Source organism: Agrobacterium salinitolerans (genome assembly GCF_027498475.1).
GTDB lineage: Bacteria > Pseudomonadota > Alphaproteobacteria > Rhizobiales > Rhizobiaceae > Agrobacterium > Agrobacterium salinitolerans.
On record NZ_JAPZLN010000001.1, the window covers coordinates 930,595 to 948,683 of the forward strand.

Here is an 18,089-nt window from a genome sequence, read left to right on the forward strand (position 1 = left end):
CTGCGCGTAATTAAACCTTCGTACCCTTCAGAAGATTCTGAAGTTTCTGCTCGGCGACGTCGGGGTTTTCGCCATAAGCGATCGTCCCGGCAAACCGGCCATTGGCATCGAGCAGAATGACGGACGCCGTGTGATCCATGGTGTAATCGCCATTCGGATCCTTCTCGTCCACCGGCACCTTCTTGGCATAGATGCGGTAGCCCTTCAGAGTCTCGGCAATCTTGTCGGCCGGGCCAGTGATGCCGGTGATCCGCTTCGAGACATTGGAGACATATTGCTGCATGATCTCAGGTGTATCGCGCTCGGGATCGACGGAGACGAAATAGGCCTGCAGCCTGTCGCCGGCCGGGTCCACCTTCTCCATCCAGCCGTTCAGTTCGAAAAGGGTTGTCGGGCAGACTTCCGGGCAATGGGTGAAGCCGAAGAACAGCGCTGTCGGCTTTCCCTGGAACGCCTTTTCGGTGATCGGCTGGCCATTTTGCGCCGTGAGTTGGAAGGGCACGCCATAGGCCGTCTCGACCATCTGCTCCCGGGTTTTCGTCATTTCGATCGTCAACCAGCTGACGACGCCGGCGAGAACGAGCACGACGGCCCACAATACGATGCGAATATTTCTCATTGTCCAATCCTACCCCGAAAGCCGGCGGCATGTCGCTGGCCCTGACAGACAGATAACGAAAGGCGACCGGGACGGCAAATCAACTGGGCGTATTTGCGGGAACCGCGCTGATTTGTCACAAATCCGCAGCCGGAAAGCACGTCACAGACACCAGGCGATGCCGCTCTGCACCGTGGAAAGGAAAATATCCGTGCCGTGCCGCACCCAGCCGTCAAAGGCAAGAAGCACGACGGCAAGCGAGGCCAAAGCGGCAAGACTAGCCAGAATAAACTTCAGCGGCTGGGAAACGAGCGCGTTCATATGCCGATCATAACCTGTTTTCGTGGGCGCGAAAACCGCCAAAATACTGGGTTTTGCCGGCGGGGCAGCCGCAATTGTTAGGGAAAGTTTAAAATCTTGCTGTGCATTATGACCGTAGCGGTTTTCAAGCCTCGACATGATGTCTCCCGGTCAATTCTCCGGCCACCGCATAAAGCTCAATCCTGCGCGGGCCTGTTAGAGAGCCATCAGAGGAAACCTGCCGTCATGTCCAACGCCATAAAGCAATCCGGCGCATATCTCGAAATCGTTTCCTTCCACCTGAGCGATCAGGAATTCTGCATCGACATCATGGCGATCCGCGAAATCCGCGGCTGGGCGCCGGTTACCCCGATGCCGCACACCCCGCCCTATGTTCTCGGCCTCATCAACCTGCGCGGCGCCGTCATTCCCGTCATCGACATGGCCGGCCGCCTCGGCATGAAAATGACCGAACCGTCCGAGCGCTCCGCTATCATCGTCACCGATATCGGCGGCAAGCTGGTCGGCCTTCTGGTGGAACAGGTCTCCGACATGATGACCATCCGCTCCGAAGACCTGCAGCCCGCGCCCGATATCATTCCGGAAGAGCAGCGCAGCTTCTGCCGCGGCATCGTGGCGCTGGAAAAGAGCATGGTCTGCTTCCTCAACCTCGACACCGTGATTGCGGACGAGTTGGCACGCGAAGCAGCCTGATCCAGGCATCTATAGCGCAATTGCGAGGGCGAGCCTTACGGCTTGCCCTTTTGCCATGTGACCTGCTGGTTATAGAGCGGCACCGTGGAAATCGCCATCTTGGCCGAACCGTCGGTCAGCTCCCGCGCATGCACCAGATAGATCAGTGTGTCATTCCCCTTGTCATAGACGCGGCTGACGACGAGCTTCTTCCAAACCAGCGACATGCCCTGCCGGAACACCTCTTCTCCGCCCTTCGACAGATCGATGTCGCCGATCTCAACCGGTCCCGTCTGGCTGCAGGAAATGGCGTTGTTGGAAGGGTCTTCGAACCAGTTTCCGTTCTTCAACCGGTCGATCACACCGCGGTCGAAATAGGTAACGTGGCAGGTCACACCCTTGATCTTCGGATCGGCAATCGCCTCGATGACGATGTCGTTGCCAATCCAGTCGACACCGACCTCACCGACCACCTGCGAATGCGCCGCTGTCACTGGAAGCAACGCCAGAAAGCCCGCAAACAAACCCGACAGAGTTTTCTTCGTCATCGCATCTTCTCCGTTACGCTGCTTCAAACATAGGTGGAAGCCGCCGTTACGCAACCCGGGAGACGGTGCGTTTTTTCATGCTGCAGGGCTGGTAGCCGGTGGCGGTGAGACGCCCCGCGACCATGCCGATCTTTTCCGGAAGATCGCGAACATGGGCAACGCGAAGCGCCTTGGCGGCGGCAATAGACGCGGCCGCGCAGACGACGGCGTCTTCGGCGGCATTGTGATGCACGAAACGCAGCTGGAGATGGTGGGCGATGACATTCAGCTTGTGCGACGCCAGATTGGGCCAGACATGCCGGGCGATCTTGACGCTGCATAGATAAGAAAGATCGGGATAGGACTGCCGGTATTTATCGAAGGACGCCCGCATGACGCTGAAATCGAAGGCGGCATTATGGGCGATCATGGTGGCGCCGTAGAAGTCGTCGATGAACTCCTCCATCACCTCAGGGAATTCCGGCGCGTCCTCGACATCGGCAGGGCGAATCCCGTGTACGGCAATGTTGAAGGACGAAAACCGCATGTCCTTCGGCCGGATGAGACGCTCCTCGACGCGAACGATCTCGCCGTCCTCTATCCACGCAAGCCCGACGGAGCAGGCGCTGCCCCGTTCCTCATTGGCGGTCTCGAAATCGATGGCGATTGTTTTCAAGAGTGATTCCCGTTGTTTCATTCCGGCATAAACCGGATTGACGTCAAAGAGAACCGGCCTCGGCTGACCGCGCTTCCAAAAGCATCCAGTCGATGAGCGTCACCAGATCGGGATTATCGAGCATACGCCTGGGATAAACGAGGAAATAGGCAAGCGTACTGGCCATATCCTTGCCGAAGGGCGCGATCAATGCACCTTCCGCAAGCTCGCGGGAAACCAGCGAGCGCCGGGTCAGTGCAATACCATGCCCGGCCTTGGCCGCATCCAGCGCGCCGTTGCTGTCGATGAAGACGGTGCCGCCGGAGGCATCCACGTCCGATGCTCCCGCCGCCTCCAGCCAGCGCCGCCATTCATTGCGGTTCTCATCGTGCAGGAGCGGAATGGATTTCAGGTCCCCCGCTTCCTGAAGCGGTCCATATTTTTCCAGGAGTTGCGGCGCACACACCGGCAGGGTGCTGTCATCAATGAAGCGGATGCTCTCCAGCCCTTCATACCGACCGAACCCGTGCCGTACCGCAAGATCGACATCGTCCCTCGAAAAATCCACCAATCGGTTCGTCACGCTGATGCGGACATCCACCTGCGGGTATTGCTGCTGAAAAGCGGGCAGTCGCGGCATCAGCCACTGCACGGCGAAAGTCGGCGTGCAGCTCAGCGTGAGCACCGTGATTTCGGAACGCGCCGTCAGTTCCGCCGTCGCCTCGCGCATCATCCGGAAGGCGGTGCGAAGCGCGCCGTAATAACGCTCCCCCTCACGCGTCAGCTGAATGCTGCGCGGCTTGCGGAAAAACAATTGCACGCCAAGCCGCGCCTCCAGCTCCCGGATTTGCAGGCTGACCGCGCCGGGCGTGACGTTCAGCTCGTTGGAGGCGAGCGTGACACTGCGATACCGCGCTGCGGCCTCGAAGGCCTGCAACCCTTTCAACGAAGGAAGTTCGGCTACCATGATTTAGGTCACCTCAATTATCGCACGAGAAACAATCGTTTGAAAAAACCATAAAACAAGGAGTAGATAGACGCAATAAGACCTGAAACGCATTAAAAACCACTCATCTTCGACTTGAGGTAAACTCAATCAATATCGGGTGGATGGCGGCCATCCCGCCTGCGATCATGTCCATATTCAAGCTTTGGGAGACGACGATGGCGATACAGAAACAGATGGATGCCGGTGAATGGGCGATGCTTGTCGCGCTTTCGCTTCTGTGGGGCGGATCGTTCTTTTTCATCGGTGTTGCGGTCAAGGAATTGCCGCCCGTCACCATCGTCACGCTGCGTGTCAGCCTGGCGGCGATCGCGCTTCTGATCGTCTGCCGCATCATGGGCCTTCACCTGCCGCGTGAATGGGCGGTGTGGCGTGCCTTTTTCGGCATGGGCCTGCTCAACAACATCATCCCCTTCTGCCTGATCGTCTGGGGCCAGACCCAGATCGCCAGCGGGCTTGCCTCGATCCTCAACGCCACGACGCCGCTCTTCACCGTCATCGTCGCCCATTTTTTGACCGCCGACGAGAAGATGACCGGCAACAAGCTGACCGGGGTCGTGATCGGCTTTGCCGGCGTGGCGACCATGATCGGCCCGGCCGCCTTCACCGGCTCATCCGGCCTCTGGGGCCAGATCGCCATTCTCGGCGCCGCCGTTTCCTATTCCTTCGCGGGCATCTTCGGTCGCCGTTTCAAGGCCATGGGCGTACCGCCGCTGATGACCGCCACTGGCCAGATCTCCTCCTCAACACTGATGCTCATCCCGGCCGCCCTCCTTATCGATAAACCATGGATGCTGGCCATGCCGGGCCTCGGAACGTGGGGCGCGCTTGTCGGCATCGCCCTCCTGTCGACAGCGCTCGCCTACCTGATCTTCTTCCGCATCCTCGCCAGCGCCGGCGCCACCAACCTCGCTCTCGTCACCTTCCTCATTCCCGTCAGCGCCATCCTGCTCGGCTCGCTCCTCCTCGGCGAGCAACTGGAAATAAAGCACTTCGTTGGCATGGCGATGATCGCCGCCGGTCTTGCGGCGATCGACGGCAGGCTGCCGGCAAAACTCCGAAGACTGTTGCGCAACGCGCCCGCTTGACAGGAACACGGGGCAAAAGCATTCTGCACGCATGATCGCAACGAAGCAGAATACCACCCCTCGCCATACCATCACCGGCCATTCGGCAGGGAAAGGTGTGTCGTCGCGTTAAGCGATCCATTTTTACCCTGCCAAGAGAGCAGGGTTCGCAAACCTGCTCCCCACACGCCCCAATACGCCCAAGGAGACAGGCATGCAGAACTTGAAATTTGCCGATAATGAAGATTCGCAATTCAGCTTGAACGAAGTCATCCTGCGTGCGGCGCGCCTGGACGATGCCGAAGCCTTGACCGAAATGTTCAACCTGCCTGGCGTCCGTCACGGCACGCTTCGACAACCGTTTCAGTCCGTTGAAAAGACACGGAAAGCGATGGAGAACCGTGGCCCGAACGATATCGCCATCGTTGCCGAATGGCGAGGAAAGATCGTTGCCAATGCTGGACTGTTTCGCAGGGCGGGAAGGCAGTCCCACATTGCCGATCTTGTGATCAGTGTTCACGACGATTTTGCCGGTAAAGGAGTGGGATCACACCTTCTCGCAGCGCTGATAGATACCGCCGACAATTGGCACGACATCAAGCGGATCGAACTCAATGTTTTCACCGACAATCTCCCGGCAATCAGGCTTTACGAGAAATTCGGCTTCGAACGCGAAGGCACCCTTCGCAACGACGCCTATCGTGACGGAAAATATGTCGATGCTCACGTGATGGCGCGTCTTCGATAGTTCCGGTCAGTTGTCCAGGTGATCCGAAAACACCTCCCGAATGGTCCGCCGCGACCATTCGGCCATTTTGTCGTTACATCCGCGCTCCGCATCCAGCACGATCAAAGCCTTCCACAGCGCCCAGCCGCGCCCGCGCTGCCATGTGGCCTCATCCAACTCCAGCGCCTTACGAAAAACGGCGCGGCTTTCCGCATCGAGCACATTCCACGCGAGGATGAGATCGGAAGACGGATCGCCGACGCCGGAACTGCCGAAATCGATGACGGCTGAAAGCCGGCCGTCCTTCACCAGCAGATTGCCCCCGGCAATGTCTCCATGCACCCACACTCCCTGCTTCCGCCAGTGGCTCGAAAGTGCAAGCTGCCATATCTCCATGGCCAGCGCCTGATCCACCTCGTCCGCAAGCCGCGCCGCCGAAGCCTTCGCCTCCCCGTCATAGACCGAAAGCGAGCCGCCGCGATGGAAATTATGCGCGCCTGCGGGTGGGCCATCCGAAGCATCCACCCCGTGCAATGCCCTTATAAACGCGGCAACATCGATGGCGATGGTAGAAAGATCAACACGATCCAGATACCTGGCGAGCGGTTCGCCCTCAAGCCAGCGATAGACGGACCAGTGGAACGGATAACCCTGTCCCGGCTGCCCGAGCGCCAATGGCGCAGGGATCGAAAAGGGTAGGAGCGGCGCAAGCGCCGGCAGCCACCGGTGCTCCTTCTCGACCTGCGCAACATACCGGGCGGCACTTGGCATGCGGATCAGCATCTCATCGCCAAGACGGAAGCTGCGATTGTCCCAGCCGCTCAGTTCCACCGGCCGGATATTTAACCCCGCCCAGTGCGGAAACTGGCAGGCGATCAGCGCCCGGACCTGTTCTGTGCTGACGACAATACGGTCATCCATGCTGCGCTCTCCGTGTCAGGTGCAAAGCTCTAGCGGCAGAGAACAACATTGCGATGACGGAACCTCAACCGCCGATCAATGCCAGCCACTCATCCTCGTCCATGGTCTGCACGCCCAGTTCCGTCGCCTTGGCAAGCTTGGAACCGGCCCCCGGCCCCGCCACCAGAATATCGGTCTTTTTCGACACCGACCCCGCGACTTTCGCACCAAGACTTTCAGCGCGGGCCTTCGCCTCGTCACGGGTGAATTTTTCGAGCGAGCCGGTGAAGACCACAGTCTTGCCCGCTACCGGGCTGCCATCGGTCGAGGGCTTTTCGGCCTCCTTCGGGCGAAGCTCCCGTATCAGCCGGTCGATGACATCGAGATTGCGCGGCTCTTTGTAGAACTCGATGATGGCGCGCGCCACCACCTCGCCGATGCCATCGATGCTGTTGAGTTCAGCCCAGGCGTCACTTGCAGGATCAGCCGCCGCCTTCATCGCCTCCTCGAAATGCTCATAAGTGCTGTAAGAGCGCGCCAGAAGCTTCGCCGTGGTCTCGCCCACATGACGGATGCCAAGAGCGAAAATCAGCCGGTGCAGATCGATCTCGCGGCGGGCATCGATGGCGTCGAACAGCTTCTTGACGCTGACCTTGCCGAAGCCGTCGATATTTTCGAGCTTGGTCAGATGAGACGCCTCCTGTCGCGCCTTCAGCGTGAAAATGTCAGGCGCTGTCTTGATCGAGAGTGCAGGATCGTCGCTTTCGAAGAAGAAATCGATCTGCTTCGTGCCGAGCCCCTCAATGTCGAAGGCATTGCGCGAAACGAAATGTTTGAGATGCTCCACCGCCTGCGCCCGGCAGACGAAACCGCCGGTGCAGCGCGTGACCGAATCGAGCTTGCCGGTCTTTTCATTGCGCTCCCGTACCGCATGGCTGCCACAGACGGGGCATTTCTCCGGGAAGGCATATTTCACCGACTCAGTCGGACGCTTTTCCAGAAGCACATCCAGCACCTGCGGAATGACATCGCCGGCGCGCTGCACAATGACCGTGTCGCCGATGCGGATATCGTGGTCTTCCGGGCGGATGCGCTCGCCGCTATTGCCGATACCTTCGATATAATCGGCATTGTGCAACGTCGCATTGGTAACGACGACACCGCCAACGGTGATCGGTGTGAGCCGCGCCACCGGCGTCAAGGCGCCAGTGCGCCCCACCTGTATCTCGATATTCTCAACGGTGGTGAAGGCCTGCTCGGCCGGGAACTTATGCGCGGTGGCCCAGCGCGGGCTGCGCGAGCGGAAACCAAGCCGTTCCTGCAGATCGAGTCGGTCGACCTTATAGACGACGCCGTCGATATCGTAATCCAGATCGGGCCGCGCAACGCCGATTTCGTTATAATGTTCAAGCAATTGCTGGGCCGAGGTGAATCGCTTCATCAACGGATTGACCGGGAAACCCCACTCGCGGAACTTCTCAACAATGCCGTATTGCGTATCGGCGAGCCGCGCCGGCTGGCCGCCATTCGAAACCTCGCCCAGCGCATAGGCGAAGAACCGCAGCTTGCGTTTCGCCGTGACATTGGCGTCGAGCTGGCGCAGCGAACCGGATGCCGTGTTGCGCGGGTTCACATAGGTCTGCTTGCCTTCGGCCTCCATCTGGGCATTGAGCGCCAGAAAGTCGCTCTTGGCCATATAGACCTCGCCGCGTACTTCCACCACATCGGGCGCATCGGCGGGCAGTTCGTCCGGAATTTCCTTGATGGTCCTGATATTGGCGGTGACATTTTCACCGGTCGTGCCGTCTCCTCGCGTCGCCGCGGTCTTCAGCCTGCGGTTCTCGTAGCGGATCGACATGGAAAGCCCGTCGATCTTCGGCTCGGCGGTAAAGGCGATGGAATCGTCCGGCAGATGCCCGAGGAAGCGATAGACGGAACTGACGAAATCCCGCAGATCCTCTTCCGAAAAGGTATTGTCGAGCGACAGCATCGGCCGCGCATGCACGATGGGCGCAAAGGTCGGAAGCGGCGCGAAGCCGACTTTTCTCGACGGGCTGTCGGCCCGCACCAGCGCCGGGAAAGCCGCTTCGATGGCGTCATTACGACGCTTCAGCGCATCATATTCGGCGTCCGTAATCTCCGGCGCATCCTTGCCGTGGTAAAGCGCATCATGCCGCGCAAGCTCAGCCGCCAGAAATGCAAGCTCGGAAGAGGCTTCAAGCTCGGTGAGGTTTTCGACGGATTTCTGGTCTTGCGACATGACGGCCTCTTTTCGGAATTACCGAACGCTTTTAGCCGAAATAACAAACATTAAAAACAGTTTTGCCGTTGGACTCACAGGCCGCATCCGCTTGCGCAAGGCAACGGGTCGCCGTCAGTCCTTGGCCGCCAGCAGGCGAGCCGCCGCAGCCCTAGCCTCGTCCGTCACCGATGCGCCGGCCAGCATGCGGGCGATCTCCTCGGTGCGGTGCTTCGGCTCCATGGTGGCCACGCGCGTCGCGATACGCTCGCTGCCGTCGCCGGATGGACCCTTGGAAATGAGAAGATGAGTGGCCGCCCGCGCCGCCACCTGCGGCGCATGGGTGACGGACAGGACCTGCACGGTTTTCGACAGGCGGCGCAGCCGCTGGCCGATGGCATCCGCCACCGCACCGCCAACGCCCGTATCGATTTCGTCGAACACCAGGGTCGGCGCCGAACCACGATCCGCCAGCGCCACTTTCAGCGCCAGCAGGAAGCGGGACAATTCGCCGCCCGAGGCCACTTTCATAATCGGGCCGGGGCGTGTGCCCGGATTGGTCTGGACGTGGAATTCCACCGTGTCTATACCGTCCGCCGTCGCTTGTTCGGGATCGGAGGTCACCTCGACGGTAAACCGCGCCCGTTCCAGCTTCAGCGCCGGCAGTTCTGCCATCACCGCGTTGGAAAGCGCTTCCGCCGCGTTGCGGCGTTTGTCGGAAAGCGATTGTGCGGCACGGTCGAAATCGGCCTTCACCACGCCGAGATTGGCCTCAAGCTTGCCGAGCTTTTCTTCGCCGGCATCGAGATCGGCGAGATCGGCCACCATTTTTTCGGCGAGAGCCGGCAGATCGGGTACGGCGACATTGTATTTGCGCCCGGCGGCACGCAGCGCGAACAGCCGCTCCTCCACCCGCTCCAGCTCACGCGGATCGAATTCGGTGCGGCGCAGGGCCGCCTCCACTTCCATCTGTGCGTTGGAGAGACTGTCCAGCGCGGCATCCAGCAATTGTACGGTGTCTTCCAGCAATCCCGGCGCTTCGTGGCTCTTGCGCTCCAGACGCCGCATCATCGACGCGATGACAGGCACAGGCGACGCATTGCCGTTCAGGAACTCGCTGGCCTCCGCGATGTCGCCGGCAATGCGTTCGGATTTCTGCATCACCGCCCGGCGCTCGGCCAACTCCTCCTCTTCGCCGTCGCGCGGCGAGAGCGTCTCCAGTTCCTCGACGGACGAGCGAAGGTAATCCGCCTCGCGCGCCGCCGCCTCCACCTTGGCGCGGTGCGTCTTCAGCGCACGTTCGGCGTCCTTAAAGGTGCGGTATAGGCCCTGAACAGCGCGAGCCTCATCGCTCAGCCCAGCAAAGGCGTCCAGCAGCGTTCGGTGCGCATCGGTATCGACAAGCGCGCGATCATCATGCTGACCATGAATTTCCACCAGCAATTGCCCGAGCTGGCGCATCATTTGCACGCTCACGGCCTGATCGTTGACATAGGCCTTGGTTCGCCCGTCGGCAGATTGCACACGACGAAAAATAAGGTCGCCATCGTCATCAAGGCCGTTTTCGCGCAGGAGAAGCCGGGTGGGATGATCGTTCGGGACTTCGAAGGTGGCCGTCACCTGCCCCTTGTCCTCGCCGTGCCGCACAAGGCCGCCATCGCCGCGGCCACCAAGCGCCAGCGAAAGACTATCGAGAAGAATGGATTTGCCCGCACCCGTCTCGCCCGTCAACACGGAAAGGCCCGCCTCGAAACCGAGGTCGAGCCTTTCGATGAGAACGATATCGCGAATCGAGAGCTGGACCAGCATGGCCTATGCCCCGTCTCAAGCGCCGATGAGCTTCTTGCCGGCGCGCGAAATCCAGGACCCCTTGTTTTCACGCGGCTCCAGCCCCTGACCCTTCAGCAGCTTGTAGGAATCCGCATACCATTGGCTGTCGGGATAATTGTTACCGAGAACGGCAGCCGCGGTCTGCGCTTCGTCCACCAGGCCCATGGCGTAATAGGCTTCGGTCAGACGCGCCAGCGCTTCCTCGATCTGGTTGGTGTTCTGGTACTGCTCGACGACGATGCGGAAACGCGAAACGGCGGCGAGATATTCCTTGCGCTCAAGATAATAACGGCCGACCTGCATTTCGCGGCCGGCGAGCTGGTCGCGGGCAAAACGGATCTTGGCCTGTGCGTCGGCGACATATTCCGAATCGGGATAGTCATTGACGACCTTGTTCATCGCCTCGACGGTGCGCTGTGCTGCGCGCTGGTCCTGTGTGACATCGGAAATCTGCTTCGAATAGGCAAGGCCGATCATGTACTGAACATAAGCGGCATCTTTCGCGCGCGGATATTGCCGCAGGAACCGGCTGCCAGTGGTAATCGCCACATCGTTCTTGTTGGTGCGTGTGGCGATAAAAGTCTGCATCACCAGCGCCTTCTGGCCCCATTCGGTGAACGGATATTGCTTGTCGATCGCCTCGAACTTGCGTGAGGCTTCTGTCATGTTGCCAGCGTTCATGTTGGCAAGCCCCTGCTTGTACAGAACGTCAGGCGGATCGGTCTCGACGCCGAGCTTGGTGATGTCGATATCCGGATCGGACTGGCAGGCCGTGATGGCGACACTCGCGCCGACCAACATCAACGAAACGGCGATCCCCCGCATCGTACCCTTCATTGCACCAGACCCTACATGCTTCATTCGACAGTTCCCACTTCCCGCGCAAATACATAAGCATCGGCTTTGCAATGGCGTTCTAGCCATAAAAGCATCCGCAGGGCAACGCAATGATGACGCATTAACGCATTTTTATGGCATCCACCCATGCAATCGCATGAATATCAGACGATATAACGCAACTTCTTGTTCGCATCACGAAAAAGCCGCCCCAAAGGGAGCGGCTTTTTCTGTCAATTGATAGCCTGCGAAGGAACTCAAGCAGACCAGGGTGCGAATTCCGGCATGTTGACAGCAACGAATTCGCGGGCGCGAACCATCTGGTTGCGGGCTGCCGGCGCTTCGACGATTTCATAGGCCGTGCGGTCGCTCAAAAGCGCCTTCAGCGCATTCGCATTGACCTTGTGGCCGCCGCGGTAGGAGCGGTAGCAGCCGATGAACTGCGCACCGGCAAGCGCCAGATCGCCCACGGCGTCCAGCGTCTTGTGACGGACGAATTCGTCCTTGGCGTAACGCAGGCCTTCCATGTTGATGACGCTGTTGTCATCGGAAATGACGACCGAGTTCTCAAGCGAAGAGCCGAGCGCATAACCGGCGGCCCACAGGCGCTCCACGTCACGCATGAAACCGAAGGTACGGGCACGCGACAGTTCGTTCTTGAACGTTTCCGCCGTCAGGTCGCCCTTCCAGGACTGCTTGCCGATCAGCGGCGTGTCGAAATCGATATCCACCTCGAAGCGCGTACCGTCGTAAGGACGGAATTCCGCCCAGGAGGCGCCCGAATCGATACGTACCGGCTTCGTGACGCGGATGTAGCGGCGCTTCACGCCGAGGTTCTTGATGCCGACGGATTCGATCGCCTCGATGAAAGGCGCCGAGCTGCCGTCCATGATCGGAACTTCCGGACCGTCGACCTCGATGATGAGGTTGTCGAGGCCCATGGCGTAAATGGCGGCCATGACATGCTCGATCGTCGCGACAGACTGCGTCAGCGAGCGGCCGAGCACCGTGCAAAGATCGGTGTTACCGACATTGGCGGACACCGCCTTCAGTTCTGTAACGTTGCCATTGTCATGAAGGCGATTGAAAACGATGCCCGTTCCAGCTTCTGCGGGCTGGAACGTCATCGAGACCGGATTGCCGGAATGCACGCCAATGCCTTTAAGCTGAACAGCATGTGCGATAGTTGTCTGAAATCCGAGCAGTCCGATGGTCATGCGAATATGCCTTGTTTTGCAAACCGCGCCGCTTGGGCCAGCGCCGTTCAAAGTTTTCAAGCCGGCTTTTAACGACCGGCAAAGTCAATCTGTTCCTTTACCCAGCCTCATACATACGCACATGTAGGTGCCACGACAAATCACTGTTCGTTTCGGATTGTTACATGCACAAGCCGTTGAAAATACGAATTAATTTAGTGTTAACAACGTGAAATAAACAAAACGCCCGGATCGTGTGATCCGGGCGTTTCAAGGGGATTATGGAATCGCCTTTAGTTGGACTGGCGACGCAGGAAGGCCGGGATTTCCAGCTGGTCATCATCGTGATGACTGGAGGAGGCAGGCGTTGTGCGGCCGTGGTCGTCAAGCTGGCCACGACGCGGTGCGTAGAGGCTTGCTTCCGGCGAAAGCGGCGCGCGGCGCTGCTGCGGAGCCATGCTCGGTGCGTCCATCATGTCGGAGGGAACTTCTTCTTCTTCGCGGCGACCAAGCGAGTTGGTGATGCGCTTCAGAAGACCCATCGGGCCACGCTCTTCCTGGGCGGCAGGAGCGGCATGGGTGCGATGTTCCATCTCGGCCTTGACGACCGGCGGGAAGTCTTCGACCTTCGGCATGCGAACCGGCTCGGGCTGGCGCGCAACCGGTGCGGGCTCCTGATAGACGGGCACCTGCGGCTGCTGCATGCGCGGCGCCGGAGCGGAAACCTGTTCCGGAGCATGATAGGCCGGAGCCTGGGCTACCGGAGCCGGAGCCGCCTGCTGAACCGGACGGAGAGCCGCCGGCGCTTCAGCCGGAGAAGATGCAAACAGCTTGCTCTGCGGACGGAAGTCCTGTGCCGGCTGCTGGTGTGCGGCGAAACCGAGTTCACGTTCCATTTCGGCTTCTGCCGAACGGATGGTCTGCGCGATCGGGTCTACGGCCTTCGGTGCCTGCGAGACTGCGGCAGGCTGGACTGCGGCCGGAGCGGGAGCAACGGCCGCGGAAGGACGGATAAGCGGCTTTGCAGCGGCGGCTGCGGCGCGCATTTCGGCAACGTTCTGCTCGCCGACGCCTGCAACGCGGTCAATGCCGGTTGCGACGACGGAGACGCGGATGAGACCTTCCAGCGCTTCGTCGAATGTTGCGCCGAGGATGATGTTCGCATCCGGATCGACTTCTTCGCGGATACGGGTCGCCGCTTCGTCGACTTCGAACAGGGTAAGATCGCGACCACCGGTGATGGAGATCAAGAGGCCCTGTGCGCCCTTCATCGAGGTTTCGTCGAGCAGCGGGTTGGCGATCGCCGCTTCCGCAGCCTGCATCGCACGGCCCGGACCGGAAGCCTCGCCGGTGCCCATCATCGCGCGGCCCATCTCGCGCATGACCGAACGGACGTCGGCGAAGTCGAGGTTGATGAGACCTTCCTTCACCATCAGGTCAGTAATGCAGGCAACGCCGGAATAGAGAACCTGGTCGGCCATGGCGAAGGCGTCCGCAAAGGTCGTCTTGTCATTGGCAATACGGAAGAGGTTCTGGTTCGGAATGACGATCAGCGTATCGACGGACTTCTGCAGTTCCTCGATGCCCTGTTCGGCAAGACGCATGCGGCGGCCGCCTTCGAAGTGGAAAGGCTTGGTGACGACGCCGACCGTCAGGATGCCCTTGTTGCGGGCAGCCTGTGCGACGACGGGAGCAGCGCCCGTGCCGGTGCCGCCGCCCATACCGGCGGTGACGAAGCACATATGGGTGCCGTTCAGGTGATCGATGATCTCGTCGATGCATTCTTCAGCGGCAGCGCGACCGACTTCCGGCTGCGAACCGGCGCCGAGACCCTCGGTGACGTTGACGCCGAGCTGAATGACCCGATCTGCCTTCGTCATGGTCAGCGCCTGCGCATCCGTGTTGGCGACGACGAAGTCGACGCCCTGGAGGCCGGCCGTGATCATGTTGTTGACAGCGTTACCACCGCCACCGCCGACACCGAAGACGGTGATGCGTGGCTTCAGCTCTGTGATATCAGGCTTCTGCAGCTGTATCGTCATTTTAACATTCCTTCTTTCTCTGGCCGCATCGCCCCGCTGGCCGATTCTTGAAACTCAACTCTGAAACCTCCGGCTTGCGCCACGAGGCCACTCAAAAACTCTCTTTCAGCCATTGCCCCACCCGGGCTATCCGGCCGCTACCGTTGCCGAACGGCGAGAACATTCCGCCTTGCGCCGCATGAATTTCGATATCCGCCACCTGCGGATAGATCATCAGTCCGCACGCCGTCGAAAAGGCAGGGCCCTTTGCCGCGACCGGAAGACCGGCCACACCCATGGGGCGGCCGATACGAACGTTGCGGGCAAGGATGCGCCGCGCCGTTTCCGGCAGACCCGTCAGCTGGCTTGCGCCGCCGGTCAGGACGACGCGCTTGCCGACAATCGGGCTGAAGCCGGACTTCTGGATACGATCACGGATCAATTCCAGCGTCTCTTCGATACGCGCCCGCACGATGCGGGTAACAAGTGCTCTTGAAACTTGCGATGGTTGATCGCGATCATCTTCGCCAATCGGCGGGATCGAAATCATGTCGCGCTCATCCGCGCCATTCAGCAAAGCCGAACCATGCACCACCTTCAGTCTCTCCGCATCTTCGATTCGTGTCGAGAGGCCTCGTGCAAGATCTGTCGTAACGTGATGGCCGCCAAGCCCGATTGCGTCGGTATGAATGAGCCGGCCTTCGGCGAAAACCGAGATCGTCGTAGTGCCGCCGCCCATGTCGATGGCCGCACAGCCGAGTTCAACTTCGTCATCCACCAGTGCCGCAAGACCGCTGGCATAGGGTGTCGCCACCATGCCCTCGACCGAAAGATGCGCGCGATTGACGCAAAGCTCGAGGTTCTTCAGCGCCGTGCGTTCGACAGTCACCACATGCATGTCGACACCGAGAAGATCGCCATACATGGAGAGCGGATCACGAATGCCGCGCTCGCCATCCAGCGAATAACCTGTTGGCAGCGAATGCAGGATCGCCCGGTCCTGACGCATGGATTGCTGGCTTGCCGCCACCAGAACCTTGCGCAGATCGCTTGCCTCCACTTCCTGGCCGCCGAGATCGATGCTCGCCGTATAGATGTCGCTCGCCAGCCGGCCTGCGGAAACATTGACGATCAGGCTGTCGACGGTCAGACCCGCCATGCGCTCGGCCGCGTCGACCGAAAGACGGATGACGCCTTCGAGCGCGTCAAGATCGGCGATCACGCCGGACTTTACGCCGCGCGAGCGCTGATGGCCGATACCGATGATTTCGACCTTATGGGTGCGACCCGGCAGGATTTCGCTTTCCTGGCGCGGCGTAAGCCGGCCGATCATGCACACGACCTTGGTCGAGCCGATGTCGAGCACCGAAACGATGTGGCTGCGCTTGGAAGACAATGGCTTCAGGCGAGGCAGGCCGAAATGGGAAGAACCGAAAAAGCTCATGTGTTCTTCTCCGCCTTCTTGAGAGCCTTGGTGCGCGCGTCGACAGCGGCCTGGCGGCGCTCGGCAGCGCCCTCGGTCAGCTGGATCGTGGTGCGGTCCGACAGCCGCAGATCGACGGCGGCGACATCGCGCGACAGCACCTTTTCCTCGAGATCGAGCCGCGCCAGCAATTGCAGCGCCTGCGGCAGGTTTTCTTCCGGCAGCTTAACGACGATGCCGTTATCGAGATGCAGATCCCAGCGGCGGCCGGCAATGCGGACATAGGCGCGAACGCGGTTGCGGATTTCCGGCCAGTCGGCCAGTTGCGCGACAAAACCGGCAGCACCCGTTTCCGCGTCGCGGCCGACGAAGAGCGGCAGGGAGGCGAATTTATTGTCCCGCAACGGCGCAATCACGCTGCCATTTTTTTCGATCAACGACAGTTCTGTTCCGTGCTGCCAGATGCCGAAGGCCTGACGCTCCTTCAGCCGGACTTCCACGGTCTTGGGATACACCTTGCGGATATCGACATCTTCCACCCAGGGAAGCTGCACCAGCTTGCGGCGCGCCGCATCGATATCAAGCGCAATCAGCGAGGTGCTGCCGTCGAGGCCGAGAAGCTGGAATACATCGATTTCGGAGGTCTGCCGGTTGCCGGAGACCTTCACATCCTCGACTGCGAAACCGGCAGCCGAGGTCGTCGTCTGGGTGACGATATTGGTGTGGCCACCGAGCGACATGCCGTAAAGCCCGATCACCGCGTAAAAGGCGAAAGCCGAAATCGTGCCGGTATGGGCGGGAATGTGAATGCGTCCGGTCGCAAGGCTGACACCGAAACGCACGAAGCGGCGCAGCGGACGCGGCAGCACCCTGCGATCGTCGGCATTGGCCGCCGCCGCATATTGCTCGCGCTGTTTTGCCGTCGACTTTTTGCCGGTCACCGCAAACACGAAGCGTCCTCCACCATCCAGCTGACAAGGTTACCAAAGGAGCGGCCAGCATGGGCCGCCATTTCCGGCACCAGGGAGGTCGGCGTCATGCCCGGCTGCGTATTCACTTCAAGCCAGATAACTTCGCCATCTTCTGAGAAACGGTCGTCGTAACGAAAGTCTGAACGGCTTACGCCACGGCATCCGATCGCCCGATGCGCCATAACCGCCAGTGTTTGAATTTTTTGGTAAATTTTCGGTGAAATTTCTGCGGGAATGACATGTTTCGAGCCACCAGCCGCATATTTCGCATCATAATCATAGAAATTGTGACCGAGCGGCACCACTTCGGTGACGCCCAGCGCCTCGCCGTCGAGTACACCGCAGGTCAATTCCCGGCCGTGAATATAGCGCTCGACCATGACCTGATCGCCGTAACGCCATTCCGACGAGGTGAGGATTTGCGGCGGATGCGACTGGTCTTCCTTGACGATCACGACACCGAAGCTCGAACCTTCGCGCACCGGCTTCACGACGTAGGGCGGCGCAAGCGGATGTTCGCTGGTGAAATCGAAGCGGTTCATGACGCGCTCGGCAGCCACCGGGATGCCGGCAGCCGCGGCAACTTTCTTGGCCTGCGCCTTGTCCATGGCGAGCGCGGAAGCCAGCACGCCGGAATGCGTATAGGGAATCGCGAGATATTCGAGGATACCCTGAATGGTGCCGTCTTCGCCGAAGGGACCGTGCAGTGCATTGAAGGCGACGTCCGGGCGCAGCTCGTCGAGTACGGCGGCGATATCGCGCCCCACATCGACCCGGGTGACCTTGTAGCCCTCGTCTTCCAGAGCCTGCGCGCAAGCGTTGCCCGACGACAGGCTGACCGGCCGCTCCGACGAAAATCCACCCAAAAGAACAGCTACGTGCTTGCCGCTCATCGAACCCTCTGACACCAACTCTCCGTTACGAACCACGCCCCGAACCGACCGGATTTGACGAACGGTGATTCTGGCACATGATCCTTGAGATCAGTTAAACGCCATTAAGGTTAATGAATCGTTTACTTTCGTTAACCGCCGCGTCCAACGTGCCGAGTTTCGTTAAAGAATCAGCACCGATCCGGATTCCCTCCTTGGAATCAGAG

At 60.0% G+C, this 18,089-nt stretch carries 17 protein-coding genes; 3 read left to right on the forward strand and 14 right to left on the reverse strand.

Annotated features, from left to right (window positions below; translation table 11 throughout):
- Positions 1-10: 10 nt before the first annotated feature.
- Both sco and O9X91_RS04575 read right to left on the reverse strand, forming a co-directional pair.
- On the reverse strand, positions 11-619 hold the full coding sequence (gene sco / locus O9X91_RS04570) for a cytochrome oxidase assembly protein Sco (RefSeq protein WP_142911607.1): 609 nt from the start codon (positions 617-619) through the stop codon (positions 11-13).
- Positions 620-760: 141 nt separating this feature from the next.
- On the reverse strand, positions 761-919 hold the full coding sequence (locus tag O9X91_RS04575; RefSeq protein WP_244614207.1) for a hypothetical protein: 159 nt from the start codon (positions 917-919) through the stop codon (positions 761-763).
- Between the two features lie 225 nt (positions 920-1,144).
- On the opposite strand from O9X91_RS04575, the gene O9X91_RS04580 reads away from it, so the two are divergent.
- Positions 1,145-1,612, forward strand: coding sequence for a chemotaxis protein CheW (locus O9X91_RS04580; RefSeq protein WP_004430791.1), 468 nt, complete (start codon positions 1,145-1,147; stop codon positions 1,610-1,612).
- A 35-nt stretch (positions 1,613-1,647) separates the two neighbouring features.
- Here the strand turns inward: O9X91_RS04580 and O9X91_RS04585 are convergent, their stop codons facing one another.
- The 3 genes from O9X91_RS04585 to gcvA are packed head-to-tail and all read right to left on the reverse strand — an operon-like array spanning position 1,648 to position 3,740.
- On the reverse strand, positions 1,648-2,139 hold the full coding sequence (locus O9X91_RS04585; RefSeq protein ID WP_077981689.1) for a CreA family protein: 492 nt from the start codon (positions 2,137-2,139) through the stop codon (positions 1,648-1,650).
- A gap of 46 nt (positions 2,140-2,185) precedes the next feature.
- Positions 2,186-2,794: a 3'-5' exonuclease gene (locus O9X91_RS04590; RefSeq protein ID WP_173989688.1), complete on the reverse strand. Its 609-nt coding sequence runs from the start codon at positions 2,792-2,794 to the stop codon at positions 2,186-2,188.
- A gap of 43 nt (positions 2,795-2,837) precedes the next feature.
- The gene (gcvA, locus tag O9X91_RS04595; protein WP_077981688.1) at positions 2,838-3,740 is read right to left on the reverse strand and encodes a transcriptional regulator GcvA; all 903 of its coding nucleotides are present in this window, start codon (positions 3,738-3,740) and stop codon (positions 2,838-2,840) included.
- 197 nt (positions 3,741-3,937) lie between these two features.
- Between gcvA and O9X91_RS04600 the strand changes: the two genes are divergently transcribed.
- Complete coding sequence (locus tag O9X91_RS04600; protein WP_269833419.1) at positions 3,938-4,867, forward strand: DMT family transporter; 930 nt, start codon at positions 3,938-3,940, stop codon at positions 4,865-4,867.
- A gap of 193 nt (positions 4,868-5,060) precedes the next feature.
- Positions 5,061-5,594 (forward strand): GNAT family N-acetyltransferase, encoded by a 534-nt coding sequence (locus tag O9X91_RS04605; RefSeq protein WP_269833418.1) that lies wholly within the window; start codon positions 5,061-5,063, stop codon positions 5,592-5,594.
- Between the two features lie 6 nt (positions 5,595-5,600).
- Here the strand turns inward: O9X91_RS04605 and O9X91_RS04610 are convergent, their stop codons facing one another.
- From O9X91_RS04610 to O9X91_RS04650, 9 genes are all read right to left on the reverse strand, one after another.
- Complete coding sequence (locus O9X91_RS04610) at positions 5,601-6,494, reverse strand: aminoglycoside phosphotransferase family protein (RefSeq protein ID WP_269833417.1); 894 nt, start codon at positions 6,492-6,494, stop codon at positions 5,601-5,603.
- 64 nt (positions 6,495-6,558) lie between these two features.
- Positions 6,559-8,733: an NAD-dependent DNA ligase LigA gene (gene ligA / locus O9X91_RS04615; protein WP_142911611.1), complete on the reverse strand. Its 2,175-nt coding sequence runs from the start codon at positions 8,731-8,733 to the stop codon at positions 6,559-6,561.
- Positions 8,734-8,847: 114 nt separating this feature from the next.
- The gene (gene recN, locus O9X91_RS04620) at positions 8,848-10,521 is read right to left on the reverse strand and encodes a DNA repair protein RecN (RefSeq protein WP_269833416.1); all 1,674 of its coding nucleotides are present in this window, start codon (positions 10,519-10,521) and stop codon (positions 8,848-8,850) included.
- 15 nt (positions 10,522-10,536) lie between these two features.
- The gene (locus tag O9X91_RS04625; protein ID WP_077981683.1) at positions 10,537-11,403 is read right to left on the reverse strand and encodes an outer membrane protein assembly factor BamD; all 867 of its coding nucleotides are present in this window, start codon (positions 11,401-11,403) and stop codon (positions 10,537-10,539) included.
- A 233-nt stretch (positions 11,404-11,636) separates the two neighbouring features.
- Entirely contained in the window at positions 11,637-12,596 is a 960-nt protein-coding gene (gene lpxC, locus O9X91_RS04630; protein WP_142911613.1) for a UDP-3-O-acyl-N-acetylglucosamine deacetylase, read from the reverse strand.
- A gap of 272 nt (positions 12,597-12,868) precedes the next feature.
- A complete protein-coding gene (gene ftsZ / locus O9X91_RS04635; protein WP_142911614.1) occupies positions 12,869-14,617 on the reverse strand; it encodes a cell division protein FtsZ in 1,749 nt (582 codons plus the stop codon).
- Between the two features lie 91 nt (positions 14,618-14,708).
- Positions 14,709-16,040 carry a cell division protein FtsA gene (gene ftsA / locus O9X91_RS04640; protein ID WP_004442783.1) on the reverse strand — a complete coding sequence of 444 codons (1,332 nt, stop codon included), beginning with the start codon at positions 16,038-16,040 and terminating at the stop codon, positions 14,709-14,711.
- The gene (locus O9X91_RS04645) at positions 16,037-16,969 is read right to left on the reverse strand and encodes a cell division protein FtsQ/DivIB (RefSeq protein WP_162520299.1); all 933 of its coding nucleotides are present in this window, start codon (positions 16,967-16,969) and stop codon (positions 16,037-16,039) included. Before O9X91_RS04645 ends, ftsA begins: the two co-directional genes overlap by 4 nt.
- Entirely contained in the window at positions 16,957-17,883 is a 927-nt protein-coding gene (locus O9X91_RS04650) for a D-alanine--D-alanine ligase (protein ID WP_137410690.1), read from the reverse strand. Before O9X91_RS04650 ends, O9X91_RS04645 begins: the two co-directional genes overlap by 13 nt.
- Between the last annotated feature and the right edge of the window lie 206 nt (positions 17,884-18,089).